The sequence below is a fragment of the Roseomonas gilardii subsp. gilardii genome, from assembly GCF_023078375.1.
Lineage (GTDB): Bacteria > Pseudomonadota > Alphaproteobacteria > Acetobacterales > Acetobacteraceae > Roseomonas > Roseomonas gilardii.
Map to the genome: position 1 here is coordinate 3,736,725 of NZ_CP095554.1, position 24,419 is coordinate 3,761,143.

Consider the following 24,419-nt stretch of genomic DNA (forward strand, 5'->3'; position numbering starts at 1 on the left):
TATCGTTCCTGGCATGTCTTCCTCCCTGTTCCGCGGGCGCTCTGCGGCGCCGGCGGGAAGGATGGAGCCTGGGCGCGGGAAGCGGCAAGCCGTCGCGGACACCCCCTCGATTTCCGTCCGGGGATCGCCTATATGGGTGTTGCTCACCTTCGGGTGGCTATGGCGATAAACGGCAGGTGGAATAAGTGTTGCGGACCCGGGGGCAGTGCCCGGCGCCTCCACCATTCATCCCTCGAGGTCGTTCGGGGCAGGATGGGGGCGAAACAGGTTCGACGCGCATGGTAAAGCCCTGTCTTTTGCCCGGCATTGTACCGCCGTTATCGGGCTAATTCACAAGTGCCAACGATAACAGCCGCGAGGCTGTGGCGCTCGCTGCCTAAATAGGTAAGCGCCGTCCGGGGGGAACGGGGCAACAGAATCCCCCCACTCATCTCTGCCCATGGGCTCCCCCGGCGCGTTCTCCGCCTCCGGGGCTCTTGCCAATCCTGTCCGCTGGCGCCATCCCACGGCGATCCTACTGGCGCCACCCCGCCATCATTCCTAAAATCCGGGGCAACAGGATTGACTGTGACATGAGTGACCAGCCCCCCTGGCCGACAGTCTGCTGCCCTATGACCGCTGGACCGAGGACGCCATGCGCGAGGTCGCGTTGCGCGCCCTCGAATACGCGGCGGAACACGGCCTGCCCGGGGAACATCACTTCTACCTGAGCTTCCGGACCGACGCGCCCGGCACGATCGTCCCCGGCCATCTGCGGGCGAAATACCCGCAGGAGATGACGGTGGTGCTGCAGCACCAGTTCTGGGACCTGAAGGTGGACCGCGAGGCCCGGCAGATCTCCGTCGGCCTCAGCTTCGGCGGCGTGTCCTCCACGCTGGTCATCCCCTTTGCCGCCCTGACCGGCTTCCTGGACCCGCATGTCCGGGTCGGGCTCCGCTTCAACCCGCCGGACGGCGCCGGGGAAGCCCCGGAGGAGCCGAGCCTGCTGCCCCCCGCCGAGGCGCGCGCGGCGGAGCCCGAGGCCCCGCCGCCCTCCGGCCCGGCCGAGGTGGTCAGCCTGGACGCCTTCCGCCGGCGCCCCAGCGGCAAGGACTAGCGGGCCAGGACGATCCGGGCGGGGCGATCCGCGAGGGGTCATCGGCGTGCGGGAGCCTGATCCCGCCCCGCCGCATGGCTGGCGCCGGAACAGCGTCGTTTCCGCCTGGAATCAGGGCTGCCATCAGGGCCAGGCAGGCCCCGGGGCGGTGGCGTGGCCGGGATGGCTGGAGTAGAGCGTGGACAAACGCGTTCTTCTCCCCCTCTGCCCGGAGAGCCCCAACAATGACCGACGTCCTGACCACCCCCTCGCCCGACGCCTCCTCCGGCGCCGAGGCCGATGCCGGCATGCCGGTGTCGCAGCGGAGCAAGGACTTCCGCTACAGTCCGCTCCTGCCGCTCGGCGAGGACAAGACCCGCTACCGCCGCCTGCCCATCGAGGGCGTGAAGGCCATCGAGGTGAACGGCAAGCGCGTCCTCTCCATCCCGGAGAAGGCGCTGGAGGACCTGGCCTTCGCCGCTTGCCACGATGTCTCGCACCTGCTGCGCCCGGCGCATCTGGCGCAGCTCCGCAAGATCCTCGACGACCCCGAGGCCAGTGCGAACGACCGCTTCGTGGCGCTGGACCTGCTGAAGAACGCCAACATCGCCGCGGGCGGCGTCCTGCCCATGTGCCAGGACACTGGCACCGCCATCGTCTTCGGCAAGAAGGGCCAGCGCGTCTGGGTCGAGGGCGACGAGGAGGAGGCGCTCTCCTACGGCGTGTTCCGCACCTATACCGAGACCAACCTGCGCTATTCGCAGATGGCCCCTCTCTCGATGTTCGAGGAGGTGAACACCGGCAACAACCTGCCGGTGCAGTTCGACATCTATGCCAGCCCCGGCGAGCACCACGCGGACGAGTTCCACCTGATGTTCGTGCTCAAGGGCGGCGGATCGGCCAACAAGACCTTCCTCTACCAGCAGACGCGCGCGGTGCTGAACAAGCCCAAGCTGCTCGCCTTCCTGGAGGAGAAGATCAAGACGCTCGGCACCTCCGCCTGCCCGCCCTACCACCTCTCCATCGTGATCGGCGGCACCTCGGCCGAGGCCAACCTCAAGACGGTGAAGCTCGGCTCGACCAAGTATCTCGACGAGTTGCCGGAGAAGGGCGACCGCACCGGGCATGGCTTCCGCGACCGGGAGCTGGAGGCCGAGATCCACAAGCTGACGCAGAACATCGGCATCGGCGCGCAGTTCGGCGGCAAGTATTTCTGCCATGATGTGCGCGTCATCCGCCTGCCGCGCCATGGCGCCTCGCTGCCCATCGGCATCGGCGTCTCCTGCTCCGCCGACCGCCAGATCAAGGCGAAGATCACCGCCGAGGGCGTGTTCCTGGAGGAGCTGGAGCACGATCCGGCGAAGTACCTGCCGGAGCACACGGACGAATCCCTGGGCGGCGAGGTGGTGAAGATCGACCTCTCCCGCCCGATGGACGAGATCCGCGCCGAGCTGTCGAGGCATCCGGTGAAGACCCGCGTCTCGCTGACCGGCACGATCGTGGTGGCGCGCGACATCGCCCATGCCAAGCTGCAGGAGCGCCTGGACCGTGGCGAGGGCCTGCCCCAGTACATCAAGGACCACCCGGTCTATTACGCCGGCCCGGCCAAGACGCCCGAGGGCATGCCCACCGGCTCCTTCGGCCCCACCACCGCCGGGCGCATGGACAGCTACGTGGCCGCCTTCCAGGCCGCGGGCGGGTCGCTGGTGATGCTCGCGAAGGGCAACCGCTCCAAGGCCGTCACCAATGCCTGCAAGCAGTATGGAGGCTTCTATCTCGGCTCCGTCGGCGGCCCCGCCGCCCGGCTGGCGCAGGACTGCATCAGGAAGGTCGAGGTGCTGGAGTATCCGGAGCTCGGCATGGAGGCGGTCTGGAAGATCGAGGTGGTGGACTTCCCCGCCTTCATCGTCGTGGATGACAAGGGCAACGACTTCTACGAGGGGCTGGAATAGGCCCCTTCCCGGTCCGATGGCCCGAAGGGGGCGCGGGGGCGGCAACGCTCCCGCGCCCTTTTCCGTTCCGGCAGAGGATGCCGCCCCTTTCCCCGGCGCGGCGCCCCCGGAGCAGGAGGCAGGCGATGGAGGTGCGTTACCTGGAAAGCGTGGCGGGCGAGCATGTCTCCCGCGCCACGCGCTTCAACGGCCCCGGCTGGTATGTGCTGGACGACCAGGGTGACCTGGTCTCCGGCCCCTATCCGAGCCGCGAGAAGGCCGAGAAGGTGGTTGTGGAGCAGTTCACCGCCCCCAGGCCCTGAGGCACGGCACCGCCCGCCGGGAGCGTGGCTCCGGCTGGACGTCCGGGCACCCCCGCGCCAACATCGGCGCCAGGGGAAACGGAGACCGCCCATGCGCGCCCTGGTCCTGGAAAGGCAGCACGAGCTGCGACTGCGCGACATCGACCTGCCCTGGGCCCTGGGCGAGGGCGATGTCCGGATCGCCGTGAAATGCGTCGGCATCTGCGGCAGCGACCTGCATTACTACCTGCACGGTGCCATCGGCCAGTTCGTGGTGCGGGAGCCGATGGTGCTCGGCCACGAGGCCAGCGGCGTGGTGACGGAGGTCGGCGCCGGCGTCACGACGCTGAAACCCGGCGACCGCGTCTGCATGGAGCCCGGCATCCCGGACTGGACCTCGCGCGCCTCGCGGCAGGGCCTCTACAACCTCGATCCCGCCGTGCGCTTCTGGGCCACGCCGCCGGTCCATGGCTGCCTGGCGCCGGAGGTGGTGCATCCCGCCAGCCTGACCTTCCGCCTGCCGGACCATGTGAGCTTCGCCGAGGGCGCCTTCGTCGAGCCCCTGGCCGTCGGCATGCAGGCGGCGGTGAAGGCGCGCATCGCCCCCGGCCAGATCGCGGTCGTGCTGGGCGCGGGCACGATCGGCCTGATGACCGCCCTCGCCGCCCTGGCCGCCGGATGCGCCGAGGTGGTGGTGACGGATGTGCAGGCGGAGAAGCTGGAGATCGCGGCCCGCTATGCCGGCCTCCACCCGGTGAATGTCGCGCGGGAGGATGTGGCGGAGAAGGTCCGCGCCCTGACCAGCGGCTGGGGCGCCGATGTGGTCTTCGAGGCCAGCGGCAGCCCGCGCGCCTTCGCCGGGATGATGGACCTCGCCTGCCCCGGCGGCACGGTGGTGCTGGTCGGCATCCCGCCCGGGCCGGTGCCCTTCGATGTCAGCGCGGCGCAGGTGAAGGAGCTGCGGATCGAGAACGTCTTCCGCTATGCCCATGTTTTCCCACGCGCCGTGGCGCTGCTGGCCTCCGGCAGGATCGACGTGAAGCCGCTGATCTCCCGCACCTTCCCCTTCGGGCAGGCGGTGGAGGCCTTCGAATTCGCGGCGGAAGGGCGGCCGGAGGTCATCAAGACGCAGATCGCCTTCGATTGATCGCCATGCCCCGGGACGCGGGGCCGGCCGCCGGGTATTCCGCTGGAAAAGACCGGATTATCGTGGCGTGACCCCCCGCCGGCCGGATCGACGGCTCACCTGTTGTTCGAGGAACTCTGACCCATGCGTTTTGCCGTGGACCGGCTGGACCACCTCGTCATCACCTGCCGCGACCTGGAGACCAGTGCCTCCTGGTACCAGCGCGTGCTGGGGATGGAGCGGGAAGCCTTCGGCCCGAAGAACCGGACCGCGCTGCGTTTCGGGGGCCAGAAGATCAACCTGCGCCCCATGGACGCCTCGGCGGAGGACTGGGAAACGGGGCACAACCCGACCCCGGGGGTGCAGGACCTCTGCTTTGTCGTCGCCGTCTCGGGCGAGGACATCGCGGCGCATCTGCGCGAATGCGGGGTGGCCATCCTGGACGGGCCGGCGCCGAAATATGGCGCGCTGGGTCCCATCACCTCGGTCTATTGCCGGGACCCGGATGGCAACCTGATCGAGATCTCGACCTACTCCAACCATTCCTGAGGCATCTGCCGCCACCCCTTACGGTTCCCAGGGGGCGCCTCACGGGGTTTTGCCCGTTCACGGCACCCACCCGCCAGGGATCGCCCCCAAATGGGCAGCGAGGCATCGGAGGGGCAGACGGATGCGAGAACAGGATCGGGCGGCGATATTCCCGTGCAGGGCCGGTGCCGCCCGGCTTCCGGCCGTTCTTCTTGCCGCCGCCGTCCTGCTGACCCTGCCCGCGGCGGCACGCGCCGCCGGGCCGGCGGAGTCCTCCGGCCCGGCCGCTCGCTGCGCCCGCATCGGCGATGACGACACGGTCCGGGGCTATGACCCTTCCCTGCGCGACGGCTTCCTGCGCGCCTGGCGGAAAAGCTTCCCTGGCGGGACAACGAAGCCGGATGAGGCCTTGCTGCGCGCCCAGTCGCATTACCGCTGCATGGACGGGCATCTCTATGCCTGTTTCACCGGGGCCAACCTGCCCTGCGACAAGCTGGACCAGCGCCGCGAGAATGCCGGGGCGGAGGAGTTCTGCCGCCAGAACCCGGCCTCCGACTCCATCCCCATGGCCGCGACCGGCCATGACACGCCCTATGAATGGCGCTGCCGGAACGGAAGGGCGGAGGTGGTGGGCACGGTGCAGGATCTGGATGCGCGGGGCTTCGGCAAGGCGCTCTGGACTCGCATGAATTGAACTTGATAATCATTATCAATTAAATTGCCCTCCTCGCGAAAGGAGACCCGCGCATGGCCGACACACGCACCGAGACCGACAGCCTCGGCACCATCGAAATTCCCGCCACCCGCTACTGGGGCCCGCAGACGGAGCGTGCCCGCCAGCTCTTCCGCATCGGCACGGAGAAGTTCCCGCCCGCGCTGATCCGCGCCGTCGGGCTGCAGAAGCAGGCCGCCGCCGAGGCCAATAAGGCGCTGGGCGAGCTGCCCGCCGAGCTGGCCGACCCGATCATCGCCGCGGCGAAGGAGATCGCGGAGAACAAGAGGGACGAGGACTTCCCCCTCCCCGTCTGGCAGACCGGCTCCGGCACCCAGACCAACATGAACGCCAACGAGGTCATCTCGAACCGCGCCAACGAGATGCTGGGCTCGCCGCTCGGCTCGCGGAAGCCGGTGCATCCGAACGACCACGTGAATCGCGGCCAGTCCTCCAACGACAGCTTCCCCACCATCATGCATGTCGCCGCCGCCGAGGCGGTGACGCACCGGCTGATCCCGGCGCTGGAGGTGCTGCTCGCCAGCCTGGAGAAGCGGGCGAAGGAATGGGACGGCATCGTGAAGGTCGGCCGCACCCATATGATGGATGCGGTGCCGGTCACGCTGGGCCAGGAATTCGCCGCCTGGGCGCGTCAGGTGCGGCTCGGCATCGCCCGGCTGCACGATGCGCTGCCGCGCCTGCTGGTGCTGCCGCAGGGCGGCACGGCGGCGGGCACGGGCCTCAACACCCATGCCGGCTTCGCCGAGGCCTTCGCCGCGCGGATGGCGGCGCTCACCGGCCTGCACTTCACCGCCAGCCCGAATCCCTTCGAGGGCATGGGCGCGCACGACGCCTTCGTCGAGCTCCAGGGCGTGCTGAACACCATCGCCGTCTCGCTGAACAAGCTCGGCAACGACATCCGCCTGCTGGGCTCCGGCCCGCGTTCCGGCATCTCGGAGCTGGTCATCCCGGCAGACGGGCTTTCCTCCTCGATCATGCCGGGCAAGACCAACCCGACGCAGAGCGAGGCGCTGACCATGGTCTGCGCCCAGGTGATGGGCAACACCACCACCGTCACCTTCGGGGCCGCGCAGAGCTTCCTGGAGCTGAACGTCTTCAAGCCCGTCATCATCCAGGCGGTGCTGCAATCCTGCACGCTGCTGGCCGATGCCTCCGAGAGCTTCGCCCACAACATGGTGGACAAGCTGGAGCCGAACCGCGAGCGCATCGCCCAGAACCTCGCCAACTCCCTGATGCTGGTGACGGCGCTGAACCCGCATATCGGCTACGACAAGGCGGTGCAGATCGGGAAGCTGGCGCTGAAGGAGAACCTGCCCCTGCGCGACGCGGCCGGGAAGCTGGGCTATGTGAAGCCCGAGGACTTCGACCGCTGGGTGCGGCCGGAGGACATGATCCATCCCGGGGCCAGCCTGTCCGGCGCCGGGGGCTGACCCCCCATCGCGGCGGATATTCCGAAACGAGGCCGATGCGGCATCTGGTGAAACGTTCCTTCAGCCTGGCGGGGCATCGCACCTCCGTCGCGCTGGAGCCCGATTTCTGGACGGCGCTGGAGGGCATGGCCCTCCGGCGCAACCTGCCCCTCGTCCGGCTGGTGGCCGAGGTCGATGCGGCGCGCACGGAAACCGGGATGCCGCTGGCCTCCTCCCTGCGCCTGCTGGCCCTGGCGGATGCCCGCAAGGCGGCCCAGGGGGCGGAACCGGCGTGACAGACACGGCGCATCCGGAGTTCTTTGCGCGTTTTCCCATGCGGCCCGTCACCCATGACCGGCTGGATGCCGTGCTGGCCGAGGATGTGCCGCAGGCCCTGACGCTGCTCTTCCTCTGGGGCCGCGACTGCCCCAACTGCGATATCGCCAAGGCGGCGATGCTGGCGCGGCCCGAGCGCTTCCAGTGGCCGGAGCTGCGCTGGCTGCACGACAATGTCTATGACGATCCGGAGATGGCCACCCGCTTCGGCCTGCACGGCATCCCCGTCTTCTTCCTGTTCCGGGGGCGGCGCGTGGCCGGCCGCATCACCGGCTGGCCCGGTGCCGCCGCCTTCGCCGACACCATCGCACGGCAGATCGCCGCCCCGCCCCGCTGACGCCAGCTGTTCCAGGCCCGCCATGCAGGATGGCGGAAACAATGGGATGTCAGGGGGGCGCCGCCACCCCTATCCTGCCCGCATGGAAGACAAGAAGCGGCTTGCCGTACAGCGAATCGAGAGCTTCATCGCCCTCAGCCGGTGGCTGGTCCTGCCGCTCCACCTGGGGCTGATCGTCTCGCTCCTGGTGCTGATCGCGACCTTCATGCGGGAACTGCTGGGGCTGGCCCTCAGGATCGGCCGCATGAGCGAGCACGAGACCATTCTCGGCCTGCTGACGCTGATTGACCTGGCGCTGGTCGGCAGCCTGGTGGTGATCGTCGTGTTCTCCAGCTACGAGAACATCATCTCCCGGCTCAGCCCCGAAAGCAGCAGGGGCTGGCCGATCTGGCTGACCACGGTGGACTTCGCCGGGCTGAAGCGGAAGCTCTTCGCCTCCATGGCGGCCATCTCCGCGGTGGCACTGCTGAAGGCGCTCATGCGGCTGGAGGACACCGTCAGCGAGCGGCAGTTGCTCTGGCTCGTGGTGATCAACATCGTCTTCATCGTCGGCTATGTGCTGATGAGCTTCGCCGACCGTTCCGAAAGGCCGACGGCGCCCACCTCCATGACGCCCGACTGACCGGCGGGATCAGGCGCCGGCGCCGCGTGCCGCCAGGATCGAGGCGAGGTTGACCGGCCGGAAATCCCAGACATCCACGCCGACATCCGTCTGGCGCGGGATCGGCTTCAGCCTGCCATGGCTGTGCCCATGCAGGTTGCGCCAGCCCTTGTGCATGTTCCGCCAGCTCCGGAAGGCATAGTGGCACAGCACCAGCGGCACATCCTCCACCACGATTTCCGCATAGGGTTGCACGCTGGCCCAGGCCGGTTGTTCCGTGACGGCCGGCCCGTCATTGTTGCCGGTGACGAGATGCTTCCGGCCATGCAGGCCATCGAGCAGGGCCGCCACGGCGGGCGCCGTCCGGTTCAGCGCGACATCGCCGAGATGCCAGACCTCGTCCCCCGGGCCGACAACCTCGTTCCAGCATGCGGTCAGCGCCGCATCCATCGCGGCCACGGACGGAAAAGGGCGCCGGTAGAGACCCAGCGCCCCGCCATGGCCGAAATGCGTGTCGGCGGTGAAGAAGACCGTCAGCGGCGTCGTGCCGGCAGGCGGATCAGGCGGCGTCCTCTCGCCGGTCGCGCGCCTTCACATAGGCGATGGAGGCATGCTCGGCGCAATAGGGACGGCCCTGCACCGCCTCGGCCGTGCAGAAGCGGAATTCCGGGGTGCCCGGCTCGCCGATCGGCCAGCAGCAGGTGCGCGCGCCGGTACGCTGGAAGGGCCGCACCACCGGCGGCGGAGCGACCGGCGCGCGGGGCGCCGGAGCGCTGCGCGGGGCCGGAGCCGGTGCGGAAACGGGGGGCGCCATGACAGCCGGCGCGGCCGCCGCCGGGCGCGGTGCGGGCGGCACGGGCAAGGGCGGCGGCGCGGCGGGGCGCGGGGCTTCCGCGACGGCACGGGGCGTGGCGGGTTCGGCCATGCGCGCCTCTCCCGCCTCCTCACGCCGGATGGGGCTGGGACGCGCGGAGAGGTTCAGGCGATGCGCCTTGCCCACCACGGCATTCTTCGAGATTCCCATGCGGCGGCCGATCTCGGCCGTCGAATGTCCTTCGGCCCAGAGAGCCTGCAGCGTCTCGATCGCTTCGGCGGTCCACTCCATCAGGGACTCCTCCGTATCCAGCACCGCTAAATACGGTAGGTGAATGCGCCCCTTTCCCACAAGATGCAGAACAGTTCCCAGGCACGCAAAAGTTGTGGACGGATTGTGGATACCGGGGAGAAGCGGCGTCAGAACAACAGTCCCTTGCGCAGCATCCCGTGCACGCCCTTCTCGCCGTTCACCGTCTGCGTCACGCGGAAATCCACCGCGAGGGAACAGAACTGATAGGCATCGGCGGGCGAGAGATTGGTGCGCGACGCGATGAAGGCGATCATCTCGCGCAGCGCCTGCTTCATGGCGAGGTCGAGATCCTCGTTCATCCCCATGGTGATGAAATGCGTCGCCGTCTCCGCGCGCGGGAAACGCAGCAGCGGGTCCTTCGCGCCGCCGCCCTTTTCCAGCGTCAGGCGGAAATGCCCGTCGAGGCAGATTTCCAGCGCGTTGATGCAGACCTCGCCGTCGCCCTGCACGCCGTGCCCATCGCCCGCGGAGAAGAGAGCGCCCTCCATATGCACCGGCAGGTAGAGCGTGGCCCCCGCGCCCAGTTCCTTGTTGTCGAGGTTGCCGCCATGGGCACGCGGTTCCTTGGTGTTGATGCGCCCCCATTCGCGCGGTGGCGCCACGCCCATCACGCCGAAGAAGGGCGCGAGCGGCAGGGTGATCTCGCGCGCCATCGGCAGGCGGCAGGTCATCGCCTCCCGGTCCACCGGGATGTGCAGCATGCGCGAGAAGGGGAAATCCTCCGGCAGCGTGCCCATCAGCGGGCGGAAGCCGCAGAAGCCCCAGTCGGCGCCGAGATCGATGCGCTCGATCTCCACGCGCAGCATGTCGCCGGGCTCCGCGCCCCGCACCGCCACAGGTCCGGTCAGGATATGGCCCGCCCCCAGGCGCGGCACCTGCGCCGCATGGATCGCGGCCAGGGCGGGCGGGATGGCGAGGCCGCTTTCCGGCGGCGGCATGATCTCCGGTGCGCCGGAGACGCATTGCAGGACCACGAGATCCCCGGACTCCACCGTGGCGACCGGCGGGAAGGCGGGATCGAAGACCCCCCAGCGCACGGTCTCGGGCGTCGCGGCGATATGATGCGTCTGGGGCATGGGGCCTCCTGCGGGGCGATGGGCGCCGGCCGAGTCTGGTGCGCACGGAAATGTTCCGCATCGCGCCAGGCTTGGCGAGGGCCTCACTCCGTCCCGGCGGCCGCCTTTTTCGCGCGCGGGCGCGCCCCTGCCGCGAATTCGGCCACCAGGTCCACCAGATGCCCGTTCTCCACCAGCCGCAGCCCTTCCGGCGCGCTGAGCGCCCGGCCGCCGCGCGCCACGCGGCGCGGCAGGGTGGCGGCGTCGAAGCCGAGCTTGTGCGCCTCGCGTAGCCGCGTCTCCATCTGCGCCACCTGCCGGATCTCCCCGGACAGGCCGACCTCGCCGAAATAGACCATGCCCGGGCTGCTCGGCTGGTCCGTCGCCGCCGAGGCCAGCGCCGCCGCCACGGCGAGGTCCGCCGCCGGCTCGGTGATGCGCAGGCCCCCGGCGATGTTCAGATAGACGTCGTTCTGCCCGACGCTCAGCCCGCAGCGGCTTTCCAGCACGGCGAGCAGCATGGAAAGCCGCCCGGAATCCCAGCCCACCACCTGCCGCCGGGGCGAGCCGCCATTGGAGGGCGAGAGCAGCGCCTGAACCTCCACCAGCACCGGCCGCGTGCCTTCCAGCCCGGCGAAGACGGCGGAGCCGGAGACATTGCCGCGACGTTCCGCCAGGAAGAGCGCGGAGGGGTTCGGCACCTCCATCAGCCCGGCCTCGGTCATCTCGAAGACGCCGATCTCGTCCGTGGCGCCGAAGCGGTTCTTCACCGCGCGCAGGATGCGGAACTGGTGGCCGCGATCGCCTTCGAAATAGAGCGTGGCATCCACCATGTGCTCCAGCACGCGCGGCCCGGCCAGCGTGCCTTCCTTGGTCACATGCCCGACCAGCACCAGCGCGAAGCCGCGCGACTTGGCCAGGCGCGAGAGTTCCGCCGCGCAGGCGCGCACCTGGCTCACCGTGCCGGGCGCGCTGTCGAGGCTGTCGAGCCAGACGGTCTGGATGGAATCGATCACCACCAGCCCGATATCGCGCTCATCCTTCAGGCTCGCCACGATGTCGCGGAGATTGCCGGCGGCGGCGAGGCCCATCGGCGCCTCCGCCACGCCCAGGCGCAGGGCGCGCAGCCGCACCTGCTCCACCGCCTCCTCGCCCGAGATGTAGAGGGTGCGCCTGCCCTGCGCGACGCGCGCCGCCGCCTGCAGCAGCAGCGTGGACTTGCCGATGCCCGGATCGCCGCCCACCAGCACCACCGAGCCCGGCACGAAGCCGCCGCCCAGCACACGGTCCAGCTCCGCGATACCCACCGCCGTCCGCGCCGGCGGGGCGGAACGGCCCTTCAGCCCGACGAACTCCACCCGCCGCCCGCCGGCGGTGCGCCCGGCCGGCCCGGGGGAGCGGGCCTCCACCGTTTCCTCGACCAGCGTGTTCCACTCGCCGCAGCCCTCGCACTTGCCCTGCCATTTCGGATGAGGCGTGCCGCAGGACTGACAGACATAGCGGGTGACGGGCTTGGCCAAGGCGGGGGACTCCGATCCCGAAAACAGGAACTATTCGGGAACATATAGCCCTGCGCGCCCCGGAAAACGAGAGCGGCCGCCGCCGTCCCGTGCCCCGAAAGGGCCGCGCGCCTCCCGGAGGGAGGGCGGCCACGGCGGGGCCGGTGACAGGCGGCGGCCGAAGGGAAACCGGCCGCCGCGTCGCCGCGTCCCGAAAGGGCGGCGCAACCCCGGAAACGGGGGCGCGGCCACGGCGGGACCGGTGGAGCGCGACGGCCGGAGAGCCGTCCGTCATCAGGGGAAAGCGGCCGTCACCGCCCCGCGCCCCGAAAGGACCACACGCCTCGGAGGGAGGGCGGTCGCGGCGGGGCCGGTGGAACGGTGACGGCCGGAGGGGAAGCGGCCGCCGCCTCCCCGCGTCCCGAAAGGACGGCGCGACCCGGCAAGGGCGCGCCGCCACGGCGGAACCGGTGGAAGGCGGCAGCCAGCCGGAAGCGTCAGCCCTTGGCGGGCAGATGCTCCGCGATATAGGGCGGCAGGTGGAAGGCGCCGGCCTGAATCTCGGGCGTCCAGTAGCGGGTCTGGCCGAGGATGCCGGCCTTCTCCGCGCGCTCACGCAACTGCTCCACCGTCGCATGGCGCGTCGCCGGGTCCTTGGCGGACCAGCCGAGCGTCATGTAGCCGCCGACATAGGTCGGCACCGCGGCGACATAGGCCCAGACATCGGCGAAGACCTTGCCGCGGCGCAGGCTCGTCTCGCGCAGCTCGTCGGCCTGCATGATCGGCACGCCGCACTGGTTCACCACCAACCCGCGATCCGACAGCAGGCGCGCGGTGTTGGCATAGAATTCGTCGGTGAAGAGGACCTCGCCGACGCCGATCGGGTCGGTGCTGTCCACGATCACCACGTCGAAGGAACCGGCCGGCGCCTTGCGCACATAGTCGATGCCGTCGCCGACGATCACCTCGGCGCGCGGGTCATTCCAGGCATCGCCGGCGATCTTCGGCAGGAACTCCTTGGCCAGACGGATCACCTCGCCGTCGATCTCGACCATCACGGCCTTCTCGACATTGCGGTGCTGCAGCACGCGGCGCAGCACGCCGCCGTCGCCGGCGCCGATGATCAGCACGCGCCGCGCATCGCCATGCGCCAGCAGCGGCACATGGGCCAGCATCTCCTGATAGACGAACTCGTCCATCTCGGTGATCTGCGTCACGCCGTCGAGCAGCATGACGCGGCCATGGCTGTCGGACTCGAAGATCATGATGTCCTGGAAGTCCGACTGCACGCGCGCCAGCTCACGCTTCACGCGGAAGCGCTGGCCCCAGTCGGAGTAGAGGGTCTCGTTCACCCAGGAATCGGTCGTCATCTCGAATCCCTCGCCCAAAAAAGCTTCGGAAAGGTTTCCGCAAAGAGAGAGGGCGGACCCTAGGGCCCGCCCCCGGTCATCGCACGTGACGCTTTGGCGTCAGACGGAGATGCCGCGGCGATGCTCGCCGAGTTGCACGCGCTCCGGCAGGAAGCCCTTCTTCAGCACCGGGATCGCCTTGTAGGGATCGCAGACGCCGCAGACGAAGATGTCGAGCGCGGCGAAAGCCTTTTCCGGCCAGGTGTGGATCGACACATGGCTCTCCGCCAGGACCAGCACGCCGGACACGCCGCCGTTGGGCTGGAAGTGGTGGAAGTGCCCGTGCAGGATCGTGGCGCCCGTGGCGATCGCGGCCTCGCGCAGCACGTCGTCGATATGCGCCGGATCGTCGAGATTCGTCGCGCCCCACAGGTCGATGATCAGGTGCGTGCCCGCGAAGCGGACACCATCCTTCTCGACGAAGTAATCCTTTGCCTCATCGGCGCCGGAGGAGAAGTTTCCCTGGGCGTCGCTCGGAAATTCCGAGACCATCCCCAGCGGAGCGGTAAGAGCGTCCATATCGGCCCCCTGTTCCACCAGAAGACGACCTGTGAGCCGGCAGCGCCGATCAGGTCAGTTGTTGCGGAGCGCGCATATGGCCCATAGGGGGGTGGGGGGCAAGTGAAATCGGGACCTCACGGGCCGAAAAAAATGCGGCCCTCCCCCGCGCCGCGCACGACGCTCAACGCGCCGCCCCCGCATCGGCCCGCAAGTCATCCAGCCGACCGGAAAATCCCCGGAAAAGGTTCAGTTCGCGCTGCAACCTTGGCAGGTCCGCCATCCCCTGCACCGGATCGAGGGTCAGGGCATTGAAATCCTGAGCCAATTTCCCATCGCCCAGCTTCGCTGCCCAGCGCGCGCGCAGGCCGCCCAGGCGCTGGGCATCGCCCGAAAGCACCGCATAGGCGGCGGCACGGAGGAGCAACTGACGCCGCGTATCGTCCATCTCCCCTTCACCCGCCGCCGCTAGCGCGGCCAAGGCTTCGGAAGCACCGGACCAGTCATGGCGCCCGGCGAGGATCTCGGCGAGCGGCTCCGCTCCATCGCTGCCCAGGCCGCGCAACAAGGCCACGGCATCATCCTCCCTGCCCTGCCGCGCCAGCAGCCGGGCGGACAGCAGCTTCCGTTCCCGCTCCAGATCCGGCGGCAGGGTCTGTGCCTTGCCATCCGGCAGCGCCGCCGCGGCACCGGCGATATCGCCGCCTTCCAGGCGCAGGCCGGCGAGGCGCAGCCCCAGACGCGCACGCGCCTCTCCCGAAGCGCCGACCATGCCACGCTGGAGAAGTTCCGCCGCGCGCGCGGGCAGGTCGAGCGCCACCAGACGATCCGCGAGCCCCAGTAGCAGCCGGCCCTGATCCGGATCGGCGGCCAGCAGATCCGGATGAGCATCCGCCAGCGCGATGGCGGCCACCGGCGCCTCCTTCTCCAGTGCCGTGGCCAGCGCCTGCCGCATGAGCGGGCGCAGCGCGCTCCCCCGATCGGGAAAGAGGCGCGCGGTTTCCTGCAACATGGCCAGCGCGGCGCGGCCATTCCCGGCCTGTTGCCGCAGGGCGGCGATCCGCTGCCGCGCCGCCAGTTCCTCGCTTTCGCCGCGCCAACTGTAGAGCGCTTCCTCCAGCGTATCCGCCGCGGCGCCGGCATCGATCTGCCCACCCGACAGGCGCAGTTCCACGGCCTGGCGGATGGCCCGGGCGCGCGCCGGCCGGTCGCGGCCCCGCATCGCTGCCTCATAGGCGGCCAGAGCCTCGTCCCGCCGCCCTTCCGCCTCGGCCAGCCGCCCGCGCAGCTCCGCCAGGGCTGGCGCGGCCTCCCCGGCATCGAGGAGCCGCCGCGCCGCTGCCCGCTCGCCGCCCGCCAGCAGGGCCTCCACCGCCGGAGCCAGCAGCCGCGACCGCAGCGGTGGCGGATAGGACAGCAGCACCGGCACGGATGCGGCGATGCCGGGGGCGGCCTCCCGCCCCTCCCCTCGCGCGCCGCGCAGCAGCCCCTGCCAGAGCGCCGTTTCGTCGGTTCTGGCCAGAGTGGGGTCCTCCAGCGCCCCCGCCTCCCCCAGGCGGCCACCGAGCAGCGCCGCCGCGCCCTGCAATGCCCGCAGCACCGGATCGAGGCCCGCCTGCGGGTCCTCCTGGAACGCCAGGCGCAGCATGGCCTGTGCCTCCTGCGCCTGTCCGAGCGAAAGCAGCGTTTCCGCGGCAGCCCGGCGCAGCGGAGCGCGCTGGAGCGGCGTGGCCGCCGCGATCCCGGCCTGCTGCGCCCGCAGGCGCTCGGACAGCGCCGCCGCGTCCAGGGCCGGCAGGTCGAAGAGACGCGTCATCCCGCGCGCATCGGCGGCGGGCGCTTCCGCCCCCGCCGCGCTTTCCCCGGCACCCGAAAGCAGGAAACGGCCGGCGCCGGACCGGAAATCCACCGCATCGCCCCGCGCGAGCAGGGCCGCACCCAGCGTGGTCGGCAGCAGTTCGGCCTGCGGCAGCCGGCGCGCCTGCGGCATCATCTGATCCGGCTCCCGCACCGTGCCCACCAGCAGCGGCAGGCCCGTTTCCGGGTCCGGCAGGGCCACCACGCGGCCCGGCGCGGCGGCGCGCAGCACCAGCATCCCGTCCTCCTGCCCGGCACGGATCGAGCGGGCCTGTGGCAGCGCGGAGACCGGCTCCAGCAGCCAGCGCTCCCCCTCCCGCCTCGCCCGCAGCGCGGCGGGAGGGGCGAGGCGGAGGCGCAGCACCGTGGCTTCCGGAAAGGGCAGCAGATCGGCGGAACCGAAGACCGGATCGTCGCGCAGGGCGGACAGATCCAGGGGCTGGGCGAGATCCGACACCACCAGCAGCAGATTGCCCCGCCGCAGCACCGCCAGGCCCGCCTCGGCCGGAAGTGGCAGGGCGAGGACCCGCGCCTCCCCGGGGGGCGCGAGGACACGCACCGGCAGGCCGGCGGAGGGGGCCGGCGCGGGCGGTTCGGCCTTTGGGGCTTCAGCAACGGACGCCGTGGGGGCGGGAGGTGGCGATACGGGCTGGTCCGGCATGGGCGCTGCCGCCGGACCCGGGGCCAAGGGCGGTAGGGCCGGAACCTGGGCGAGCGGCCCGGTGCCCTCCGGCCCGTTCCGGCGCCCGGGAAGGGAAGGCCCGTGGTTCCTGGCCTCCCGCGTCGCAGCCTCGCGGACCGGGCGTGCCGGGGCCTTCGCCTCCGGCTTCCGGGGGGCCGGCGGATCGAGCACGTCGAGGACGATGCGCTCCCCGAGGCGGAAGGGGCGGAGCTGCGCGCCGCTGCGAAGGGTCACCTCCACCCCATCCGCCGTGCCGCGCAGGGCCAGCACGTTGCGCGGCAGCTTCGCCGGCATGCGGAACTCGCCGGGGCTGTCGAAATGCAGCATCGCCCGGCCGCCGAGCTGTTCCAGGCGGTAGCCCGTGGGCAGGGACCAGTCGAAGACGAGGCGCCCCATCCCCGGATGCTCGCCCGATCGCACCGCGACCGGTTCGGCCCGCCCCGGCAGGGCGGCGAGGATCAGGGAGGCGCCGAGCGCCAGGCCCGCGGCGACGGCCTTTTGCCGGTCGGGGGCCCGCATCAGTCGAAACTCGCCAGCAGGGCGTCGATCTCCGCCTGGGACGAAGCGGCGGCCGGCAGTTGCGGCCCCTGCGCCAGGCGCTCGCCCTCGGTGCGCTCCGGCACCCGGTCCTGCGCGGCCATCGGCGCGCCGCCCTGGGCCGCCGGGCCGAAGCGCTGGGTGATCTTCTGCACCCGTCCCTCGATCTCCTTCAGCGCCGCCACCACCTTGGCGATGCGCTGGCCCGTGATGTCCTGGAAGGAACAGGCCTCGTAGATCCGCGTCACCGCCTCGCCGATCCGTGCCGCCGGCGCGGCGGGCAGCTCCGGGACGAGGCGCTCCAGCGTCTCGCAGGTGTCGAGGATCTCGTTGGTGGCGGCGGCGGTATGCTCCACCACCGCATCCAGCTCGTCGGTCGCCACCGGGATGTGCTCGTCCTCGATCTCCTCCACCCGCAGGGCGGCGATCTCGGCCTTGGCCTGGGCGATGGTACGCCCCAGCGCCTCCAGCTCCGCCAGCAGCACGATCTCGTTGGTGGTGATGTCGCCGCCGATGCTGGCGAGCACGCTGCGCACGGCCTGCTCGATGCGCTCCTGGTCAGGCATCCTGCATCACCTTGGCGATCTTCTCGCGCAGCGTCTCGGCGTTGAAGGGCTTGACGATGTAGTTCGAGACGCCCGCCTGCTTCGCCGCGATCACGTTCTCCGTCTTGCTCTCGGCGGTGATCATGATGAAGGGCGTGGATTTCAGCCGGGCATCGGCGCGGACCTCCTTCAGCAGGTCCAGCCCCGTCATCGGCTGCATGTTCCAGTCGCTGATCACCAGGCCGAAATTGCCGGTCCGCAGCTTCGACAGCGCCTCCTGCCCGTCGGAGGCTTCCTCGACATTCTCGAAATCCAGCTGCTTCAGCAGGTTCCGGATGATGCGCAGCATCGTCTTGTAGTCATCGACGATCAGCACGTTGGTGTTCCTGTTCATCGCCTGGCATCCTGGCTGTTGTCGGTTCCGCCGGGGTCGTTGGCCCGGTTGCGGTGGCGGGCGAGCTCGGAGGTCAGGAGCCGCGCGCGGTCGGGACGCATGGCGCCCAGCACCGGCGCGGTCTTGGCCTCCCGCATCCGGTCCACGATCTGGACGAGCACGGGCATGTCGAGCTCGTCGAACACCGCGGCCGCGTCGCGCGGCCGCATGGTCTCATAGGTCTTCACCAGCCCGCGCCAGCCGGCCTCCTCGCGCGCGTTGCGGGCCTGCTCCAGCTTCTCCAGCCGCGCCTGCAGCGCCGCCATCTCGTCAAGGCGCGACTTCAGCCGGCTCTCGGCCGCGGCGAGGATGGCCTCGCGCGCCGTCAGCGCCTGCTCGCGTTGCTCCAACTGCCCGCGGCGCTCGCGCAGGCTTTCCAGCACCGCCCGTTCCGCGAGGCTCACCGGGTCCGGCTCCGGCGCCGGCATGGTGGGCTGGGTGGGTGCCGGTCCGGACGCCTTCGCGGCGGGCGCGGCCCCATGCTGCGCGGCGTTGGGCGGCGCGGCGTTGGGCGGCGCGGAGGCGGTGGCGCTGGCGCTGGCGCTGGCGCTGGCGCTGGCGCTGGCGATCAGCATGCCGTCCAGACGCCCCATGGCCAGCCCCGCCGGCCATTCCACCGCCTGCCCCAGGGCCAGGAGCTTGCAGCCCGCCAGCAGCCCGCCGCTCAGCATCAGCAGAGGCAGGAGGCGTAGCCGGCTCATCGGGCCAGCCTCAGGGCGCGCAGCAGGTCGCGCTCGGCCTGGCTGCGCGGGGCGTCATTGGCATTGCCGGCGGGCACCGCATGGCCGGACGGGCGCTCGGGCACCAGGGCGACCTCCGGCAGGGCATCGGCCCGTGCCGGCGCTTCGGTCCGCACCGGGGCGGCGGGTCCGGGCTCCGTCGCGGGCGACATCACCAGGGGCCGCGCCTCACGCACCAGGGCCTCCAGCCGGTCCGCCATCAGGCCGGCGCGTTCGGTCAGGAAGCGCAGGTCCTCACCCAGCGGCTCCGCGCGCGCCAGCGTGGCCGACAGGGCGCGATCGGCTTCCTCCGTGCTGCGCCGCATGCGTTCCAGCGCCCGTTCCGCCCGGCGCGCCGCCTCGCCCAGCTCGGCCGTGCCGCTTTCCAGCGCCGGCCTTTCGCGGCGCAGGGCGGCCAGCCGCCGGTCCAGCCGCCAGACGAAGGGAATGGCCAGGCAGAGCAGCAGCACCACGACACCCTGGAGAGTCCATTCGACCGTGTTCATCGCCAAGGCCCTCACCCCATCTTCACGATGCCGGCGCCGTCACGCCGCAGCTCATGCTCCACCCGCACCGCCAGCCGGTTCTCCCGCCGCCCCAGCTGCCCTTCGAAAAGCGGCACGTCGCCGCAGCGCAGCCGCACCGGCGCCCCGGGCGCGACGTTGAGCGCGATGCGGTCCCCCGGCTTCAGCGCGGTGATGGTGGACAGCGGCAGGGTCTGCTCGTCGAGCACCACGTCGAGCCGCACCAGCGTGTGGCGCAGTTCCTCGGCGAGATGGTTCTCCCAGATGCTGTCGCGGCCGAAGCGCTCCCCCATGAACTGCTGCAGCAGCACCTCGCGCACCGGCTCCAGCGTCGCGTAGGGCAGGATCATGTCGAGCCGGCCGCCGCGATCCTCCATCTCGATCCGCATGCGCGCGAGCACGGCGGCGTTGGACAGGCGTGAGATGGCGGCGAAGCGCGGGTTCACCTCCAGCCGCTCGAAGCAGAACTCCACCCCGGTGATCGGGGAGAAGGCATGGCCCAGATCGGTGAGCACCACGGAGATCAGCCGCTCCACCAGCGTGCGCTCGATGGTGGTGTAGGGGCGGCCCTCGATCCGCATCGCGGAGGTGCCGCGCCGCCCGCCCAGCAGCACGTCCACGATCGAGTAGATCATGGCGCTGTCCACCACGATCAGCGCGTGGTTGTCCCACTGCTTCACCTTCACCACGGCCAGCATGGCCGGCAGCGGGATGGAATCGAGATAGTCGCCGAAGCGCATGGAGGTCATGGTGTCGAGCGAGACCTCGACATTGTCCGAGGTGAAGTTGCGCAGCGTCGTGGTCAGCAGCCGCACCAGCCGGTCGAAGACGATCTCCAGCATCGGCAGCCGGTCATAGGAGACCAGCCCGGCATCCACCACGCGCTCGATGCCGCTGCGGTGCCGCTCCTCCGTCCTGTGGTCGAAGCCGAGCAGGCTGTCGATCTCGGCCTGGTTCAGCACCTTGGCGGCATCCGGCCCCGGGGCCGCCATCTCCTCGATCCCCTCCACGGCCTCGGCCAGGGAGGCGCCCCAGGCGGCGGCGAGATCGTCCTGGTCCGCCTCGCCCGTCACTGGACCAGGATCTCGGTGAAGAGCACGTCGTTCACGCGGGCCGGCGCGGCGGCGATGTTGGCGCGCGCGATCAGCTCCTCGCGCAGCCGGTGCGTGCCGATGCTGCCGCGCAGTTCCTCCGGCCGCATCTCGCGCAGATAGGTCTGGAACAGGTCCAGCAGCCGCGGCATGGCCTGCTGCACCGCCGCCGCATCCTCCGGCCGCGCCAGTTCCAGCTTGGAGCGCAGCCGGATGAAGGCGCCGCGCCGGCCGGGCGCGTTCAGGTTGGACATGATCTCGGGCATGTCGAGATAGGTCACGGCCATTGGCGGCGCGGCGCCACGATCGGCCCCATGGCCGTCATCCTGCGCCCCCTCCTCCTTCGGCGCGGCCTCCGCATGGCCGCTGCCGGAAGCGACGCCGAGCAGGCCGGAGAACCACGCCCCCGCGCCGCCCGCCAGCAGCAGCGCCGGCAGGGCCAGGAGCAGGAGCTTCCTGCGGTTGCCCGCGCCCTTCGCCTCCACGGGTTTCTCGGTCTTCGCCATGCCGTCCTGGCCGCCTCCATCCGGAAGATCCGCGGGTCGCGCCGCCTGCTGCGTCGCGGAAGATGCGGCCCGAACCCTTAAGGAAGGCTTTCCCCCGGCAGGGATTCGCCGGCACCCGGCAGATTCTGCCGACGTGGCGGCAATTTCCGGCCCGTGCCCACCCTCCCGCGCGGCGCCCGGCCTGGCACGCGGGTTGCGGAACACGGTCCCATCGGCGCCCCGGGACGCGCCGCATCCGCAAGGAGGCCAGGATGGACAATGCCGGCTATATCGCGCTCTCCCGCCTGATGGCGCAGGCGCGCACCACGGCGATGCTGGCCAACAACATGGCCAATGCGGACACGCCCGGCTTCCGCGCCGCGCGTCCGGTCTTCGCCCAGTATCTCGACCGCCAGCATCAGGTGGACGAGCCCCGCGGCGGCGGCGAGCTGGCCTTCACCTGGGACCGTGCCTCCTGGCGCGACACCGCGCCCGGCCCGGTGCAGACCACCGGCAACCCGCTGGACGTCGCCATTTCCGGCGAGGGCATGTTCGTCCTCCGCACGGAGAAGGGGGAGCGCTACACGCGCGCCGGCCGCTTCACCCTGGGCGCCGACGGCACGGTGGTGGACCCGGACGGCAATGCCCTGCTCGGCACGGGCGGGGAGCCGATCCAGCTCGGCCTGAACGACACCCGCATCACCATTTCCGGGGAGGGCGTGGTGTCGAGCGAGAATGGCGAGCTGGGTCGCATCCGCATCGTGCGCTTCGCCGACGGGCAGAAGCCGCAGGCTGAGGGCGACCGCCTCTTCGCCAGCGACACGCCGCCCGAGGCGGTGGATCGCCCGACGCTCGTCCAGGGCGCGGTGGAGGGCAGCAATGTCCGCCCCATCCTGGAGATGACCCGCATGACGGAGGAGCTACGCGAGTTCCAGTTCACCGCGCAGTTCGCGGAGCGCGAGGATGAACGGATCCGCAACGCTCTCGACCGCATCCTGAAGAAGCGTTGAGCGGGAGCGATTCCTTGAACCGCCCCTGGAACCGACCGAACAGCAAGACCGTCCGCGCCCGCGCGGCGAAAGGGAACTGACCGATGCGTTCGCTCTGGACCGCCGGCACGGGCATGATGGCCCAGCAGACCAATGTGGAGGTCATCTCCAACAACATCGCGAACATGAGCACCACCGGCTACAAGCGCCGGCGGGCCGTTCCAGGACCTGATCTACCAGAATGTCCGCCGCGTCGGCTCGCAGAGCTCCGACACGGGCACCAGCCTGCCGCAGGGCGCGCAGGTCGGCCTCGGCGTGCGCACCGCCGCGATCTACCGCATCCACGAACAGGGCAACCTGAACCAGACGGACAACAAGTTCGACCTGGCGATCAAGGGGAACGGCTTCTTCCAGGTGCAGCTCCCCTCGGGGGAGACCGCCTATACCCGCGACGGCACCTTCGGCCTCGCCGCCGACGGCACCATGGTCACGGCGGAAGGCTTCACCGTCCTCCCCGGCATCCAGGTGCCGGCCAATGCCACCGACGTCACCATCAACGCGACCGGCGAGGTGCTGGCCAAGATCGCGGGGCAGGAGCAGCCGCAGAATGTCGGGCAGGTCCAGCTCGCCGTCTTCGCCAACGAGGCGGGGCTGGAGGCGATGGGCGACAACCTGCTGATGGCCACCCCGGCCTCCGGCGCGGCACAGGTCGCGGCCGCCGGGCAGCCCGGCTACGGCAACGTCATGCAGGGCTTCGTGGAGACCTCGAACGTCAACGTGGTGCAGGAGATCACCAGCCTGATCACCGCGCAGCGCGCCTATGAGATGAATTCCAAGGTCATCACGGCGAGCGACGACATGCTTTCCACCCTGACGCGGCTGAAGTGATGCGCGCCGCCCGCCCGTCCCTGCTCGCGCTGCTGCTCCTCGCCGGCCTGCCCGGCCTCGCGCAGGCCGACCTCGCCAGCCTCCGGCCGCATGCGGTGGTGGAGGACGAGGTGGTGCGGCTGGGCGACATCTTCGCCGATCCCGGTCCGGACGGGGCACGCGTGCTCGGCCCGGCGCCCCCGCCGGGGCAGCGGATCATCGTGGAAACACCGCAGCTCCTCGCCATCGCGCGCGGCGCCGGCATTTCCTGGCGTCCCTTCGCCAGCGACGAGCGCGTGGTGATCGAGCGGGCCGGGCGTGCCCTGGCGCGCGAGGAATGGCTGGAGCCGCTGCGGGAAGCGCTGTCGGCCCAGGGCCTCGACCCGGCGATGGAGTTGGAGATCCCCGGTTTCGCCACCCCCATGGTGCCACTCTCCGGCCTGGTGCGGGTGGAGGTGGCGCAGCCCTGGCTCGACGGCCGCCGCTTCGGCGCCACGCTGGTCGTCGCGGCGGAGGGGATGCCGACCCAGCGCCTGCGCATCGCCGGGCGCGGCCATGCCACCGCGCCGGTCGCCATCGCCACGCGGCGCCTCGCGCTGGGCGAGGTGGTGCGTGCCGGCGACGTGCAGGTGCAGCGCCTGCGCACCGACCGGCTCCGCCCCGGCCTCGCCGAGGACGCCTCGCTCGTGGTCGGCCAGCAGCTTCGCCGCCCGGTCATGGAGGGTGCGCCCTTCGTCCTGCGCGACCTCGGCGCGCCGGTGATGATCGAGAAGAACACGACCGTGACGATGGTGGTGGAACGCGGCGGGCTGCTGCTGACCGCCCAGGGCCGCGCGCTGGAGGCCGCGCCGCGCGACGGGGTGGTGAACGTGATGAACCTGTCCTCGCGCCAGATCGTGGAGGCGCAGGCCATCGGGCCGGGCCGCGTCCGCATCGGCCCGCCGGCCCGGTGAAGGAGACGATCCCCATGCGGCGCGTCCTGCTCCTCCTCCTGCCGCTGGCGCTCGCGGCCTGCGGCTCCACCGAGCGCCTGGCCCGGCTGGGGCGCGCGCCGGACCTGGCCGATATCGCCGATCCGACGCGCGATCCGGACTGGAAGCCGGTCTCCATGCCGACACCCGCTCCCACCGATACCCGCCAGCTCGGCGCCAACAGCCTCTGGCGCCCGGGCAGCCGCACCTTCCTGCGGGATTCCAAGGCCGCCTCGGTGGGCGATCTCGTGACGGTGCTGGTCTCGATCTCCGACAAGGCCTCGCTGGCCAATGACACGGAGCGCAGCCGCGACAACTCGGAGGATATGGGCATCCCGCGCCTGCTGGGCCTCGATGCCTCCTATCTGCGGTTCTTCCCGAACGGCTTCGATCCCACCAAGATGGTCTCGGCCAGTTCCGCCAATTCCAGCGAGGGTAAGGGAACGGTCAAGCGCAACGAGGAGATCACGCTCCGCGTCGCCGCGACGGTCACGCAGGTCCTGCCCAACGGCAACATGGTGCTATCGGGACGCCAGCAGGTGCGCGTGAACCATGAGTTGCGCGACCTGACGCTCGCCGGCATCATCCGGCCGCAGGACATCGCCTCCGACAACACGGTGAAGCATGACCGGCTGGCGGAGGCGCGCATCTCCTATGGCGGGCGCGGCACGCTCAGCGACGTGCAGAAGCCGCGCTATGGGCAGGAACTGTTGGATTCCATCCTGCCCTTCTGAACATAGAAAGGGCGGCGCAG

Annotated in this window: 26 protein-coding genes, 1 other RNA gene and 1 pseudogene; 15 read left to right on the forward strand and 13 right to left on the reverse strand. The window is 70.6% G+C overall.

The genetic code is table 11. From position 1 onward, the window contains the following. Positions 1–102: 102 nt before the first annotated feature. From ssrA to MVG78_RS17275, 11 genes are all read left to right on the forward strand, one after another. Positions 103–428: a transfer-messenger RNA gene (gene ssrA / locus MVG78_RS17225) on the forward strand. A gap of 206 nt (positions 429–634) precedes the next feature. Continuing rightward, positions 635–1,096, forward strand: a complete 462-nt coding sequence (locus tag MVG78_RS17230; RefSeq protein ID WP_247553838.1) for an SspB family protein — start codon at positions 635–637, stop codon at positions 1,094–1,096. Positions 1,097–1,383: 287 nt separating this feature from the next. Then, positions 1,384–3,027 carry a fumarate hydratase gene (locus tag MVG78_RS17235; protein WP_247560487.1) on the forward strand — a complete coding sequence of 548 codons (1,644 nt, stop codon included), beginning with the start codon at positions 1,384–1,386 and terminating at the stop codon, positions 3,025–3,027. 125 nt (positions 3,028–3,152) lie between these two features. Then, positions 3,153–3,329: a hypothetical protein gene (locus MVG78_RS17240; RefSeq protein WP_247553840.1), complete on the forward strand. Its 177-nt coding sequence runs from the start codon at positions 3,153–3,155 to the stop codon at positions 3,327–3,329. Between the two features lie 91 nt (positions 3,330–3,420). Next, positions 3,421–4,455 carry an NAD(P)-dependent alcohol dehydrogenase gene (locus MVG78_RS17245; protein WP_247553841.1) on the forward strand — a complete coding sequence of 345 codons (1,035 nt, stop codon included), beginning with the start codon at positions 3,421–3,423 and terminating at the stop codon, positions 4,453–4,455. Between the two features lie 123 nt (positions 4,456–4,578). Next, positions 4,579–4,983, forward strand: a complete 405-nt coding sequence (locus tag MVG78_RS17250) for a VOC family protein (RefSeq protein WP_247553854.1) — start codon at positions 4,579–4,581, stop codon at positions 4,981–4,983. A gap of 121 nt (positions 4,984–5,104) precedes the next feature. Further along, positions 5,105–5,656 (forward strand): hypothetical protein, encoded by a 552-nt coding sequence (locus MVG78_RS17255; RefSeq protein WP_247553856.1) that lies wholly within the window; start codon positions 5,105–5,107, stop codon positions 5,654–5,656. 53 nt (positions 5,657–5,709) lie between these two features. Further along, the gene (locus MVG78_RS17260; RefSeq protein ID WP_247553858.1) at positions 5,710–7,125 is read left to right on the forward strand and encodes a class II fumarate hydratase; all 1,416 of its coding nucleotides are present in this window, start codon (positions 5,710–5,712) and stop codon (positions 7,123–7,125) included. Positions 7,126–7,160: 35 nt separating this feature from the next. Then, positions 7,161–7,400 (forward strand): ribbon-helix-helix domain-containing protein, encoded by a 240-nt coding sequence (locus MVG78_RS17265; RefSeq protein ID WP_247553860.1) that lies wholly within the window; start codon positions 7,161–7,163, stop codon positions 7,398–7,400. Further along, complete coding sequence (locus tag MVG78_RS17270) at positions 7,397–7,777, forward strand: YbbN family protein (protein WP_247553862.1); 381 nt, start codon at positions 7,397–7,399, stop codon at positions 7,775–7,777. Before MVG78_RS17265 ends, MVG78_RS17270 begins: the two co-directional genes overlap by 4 nt. Before the next feature lie 46 nt (positions 7,778–7,823). Beyond that, positions 7,824–8,399, forward strand: a complete 576-nt coding sequence (locus MVG78_RS17275) for a YqhA family protein (RefSeq protein WP_247553864.1) — start codon at positions 7,824–7,826, stop codon at positions 8,397–8,399. Positions 8,400–8,408: 9 nt separating this feature from the next. Here the strand turns inward: MVG78_RS17275 and MVG78_RS17280 are convergent, their stop codons facing one another. The 13 genes from MVG78_RS17280 to MVG78_RS17340 form a co-directional block, all read right to left on the reverse strand. Then, the gene (locus tag MVG78_RS17280) at positions 8,409–8,837 is read right to left on the reverse strand and encodes a metallophosphoesterase (RefSeq protein ID WP_428480689.1); all 429 of its coding nucleotides are present in this window, start codon (positions 8,835–8,837) and stop codon (positions 8,409–8,411) included. Between the two features lie 100 nt (positions 8,838–8,937). Further along, positions 8,938–9,483: a GcrA family cell cycle regulator gene (locus MVG78_RS17285; protein ID WP_247553875.1), complete on the reverse strand. Its 546-nt coding sequence runs from the start codon at positions 9,481–9,483 to the stop codon at positions 8,938–8,940. 128 nt (positions 9,484–9,611) lie between these two features. Continuing rightward, the gene (locus MVG78_RS17290) at positions 9,612–10,580 is read right to left on the reverse strand and encodes an acetamidase/formamidase family protein (RefSeq protein ID WP_247553877.1); all 969 of its coding nucleotides are present in this window, start codon (positions 10,578–10,580) and stop codon (positions 9,612–9,614) included. Between the two features lie 83 nt (positions 10,581–10,663). Continuing rightward, entirely contained in the window at positions 10,664–12,079 is a 1,416-nt protein-coding gene (radA, locus tag MVG78_RS17295) for a DNA repair protein RadA (protein WP_247553887.1), read from the reverse strand. Between the two features lie 476 nt (positions 12,080–12,555). Further along, the gene (gene speE / locus MVG78_RS17300) at positions 12,556–13,428 is read right to left on the reverse strand and encodes a polyamine aminopropyltransferase (RefSeq protein ID WP_247553889.1); all 873 of its coding nucleotides are present in this window, start codon (positions 13,426–13,428) and stop codon (positions 12,556–12,558) included. A 99-nt stretch (positions 13,429–13,527) separates the two neighbouring features. Continuing rightward, positions 13,528–13,986: an adenosylmethionine decarboxylase gene (gene speD / locus MVG78_RS17305; protein WP_247553891.1), complete on the reverse strand. Its 459-nt coding sequence runs from the start codon at positions 13,984–13,986 to the stop codon at positions 13,528–13,530. 163 nt (positions 13,987–14,149) lie between these two features. Beyond that, a complete protein-coding gene (locus MVG78_RS17310; RefSeq protein ID WP_247553893.1) occupies positions 14,150–17,023 on the reverse strand; it encodes a hypothetical protein in 2,874 nt (957 codons plus the stop codon). After that, positions 17,023–17,607 (reverse strand): protein phosphatase CheZ, encoded by a 585-nt coding sequence (locus MVG78_RS17315; protein WP_247553894.1) that lies wholly within the window; start codon positions 17,605–17,607, stop codon positions 17,023–17,025. Before MVG78_RS17315 ends, MVG78_RS17310 begins: the two co-directional genes overlap by 1 nt. After that, complete coding sequence (locus MVG78_RS17320) at positions 17,600–17,980, reverse strand: chemotaxis response regulator CheY (RefSeq protein ID WP_247553896.1); 381 nt, start codon at positions 17,978–17,980, stop codon at positions 17,600–17,602. Before MVG78_RS17320 ends, MVG78_RS17315 begins: the two co-directional genes overlap by 8 nt. Beyond that, entirely contained in the window at positions 17,977–18,720 is a 744-nt protein-coding gene (locus tag MVG78_RS17325; protein WP_247553898.1) for a MotE family protein, read from the reverse strand. The genes MVG78_RS17320 and MVG78_RS17325 overlap by 4 nt, the downstream gene beginning before the upstream one ends. After that, complete coding sequence (locus MVG78_RS17330; protein WP_247553900.1) at positions 18,717–19,244, reverse strand: DUF6468 domain-containing protein; 528 nt, start codon at positions 19,242–19,244, stop codon at positions 18,717–18,719. Before MVG78_RS17330 ends, MVG78_RS17325 begins: the two co-directional genes overlap by 4 nt. 11 nt (positions 19,245–19,255) lie before the next feature. Next, complete coding sequence (gene fliM, locus MVG78_RS17335) at positions 19,256–20,335, reverse strand: flagellar motor switch protein FliM (RefSeq protein ID WP_247553901.1); 1,080 nt, start codon at positions 20,333–20,335, stop codon at positions 19,256–19,258. After that, entirely contained in the window at positions 20,332–20,859 is a 528-nt protein-coding gene (locus MVG78_RS17340) for a flagellar basal body-associated FliL family protein (protein WP_247553903.1), read from the reverse strand. The genes fliM and MVG78_RS17340 overlap by 4 nt, the downstream gene beginning before the upstream one ends. 251 nt (positions 20,860–21,110) lie before the next feature. Between MVG78_RS17340 and flgF the strand changes: the two genes are divergently transcribed. The 4 genes and pseudogenes from flgF (at position 21,111) to flgH (ending at position 24,399) form a co-directional block, all read left to right on the forward strand. Then, the gene (flgF, locus tag MVG78_RS17345; protein ID WP_247553905.1) at positions 21,111–21,848 is read left to right on the forward strand and encodes a flagellar basal-body rod protein FlgF; all 738 of its coding nucleotides are present in this window, start codon (positions 21,111–21,113) and stop codon (positions 21,846–21,848) included. Positions 21,849–21,931: 83 nt separating this feature from the next. Further along, a pseudogene (flgG, locus tag MVG78_RS17350) lies at positions 21,932–22,715 on the forward strand (flagellar basal-body rod protein FlgG). After that, positions 22,715–23,647, forward strand: coding sequence for a flagellar basal body P-ring formation chaperone FlgA (gene flgA / locus MVG78_RS17355; protein ID WP_247553907.1), 933 nt, complete (start codon positions 22,715–22,717; stop codon positions 23,645–23,647). The pseudogene flgG and the gene flgA overlap by 1 nt, the downstream one beginning before the upstream one ends. A gap of 14 nt (positions 23,648–23,661) precedes the next feature. Next, positions 23,662–24,399 (forward strand): flagellar basal body L-ring protein FlgH, encoded by a 738-nt coding sequence (gene flgH, locus MVG78_RS17360; RefSeq protein WP_247553909.1) that lies wholly within the window; start codon positions 23,662–23,664, stop codon positions 24,397–24,399. The last annotated feature ends 20 nt before the right edge of the window (positions 24,400–24,419 follow it).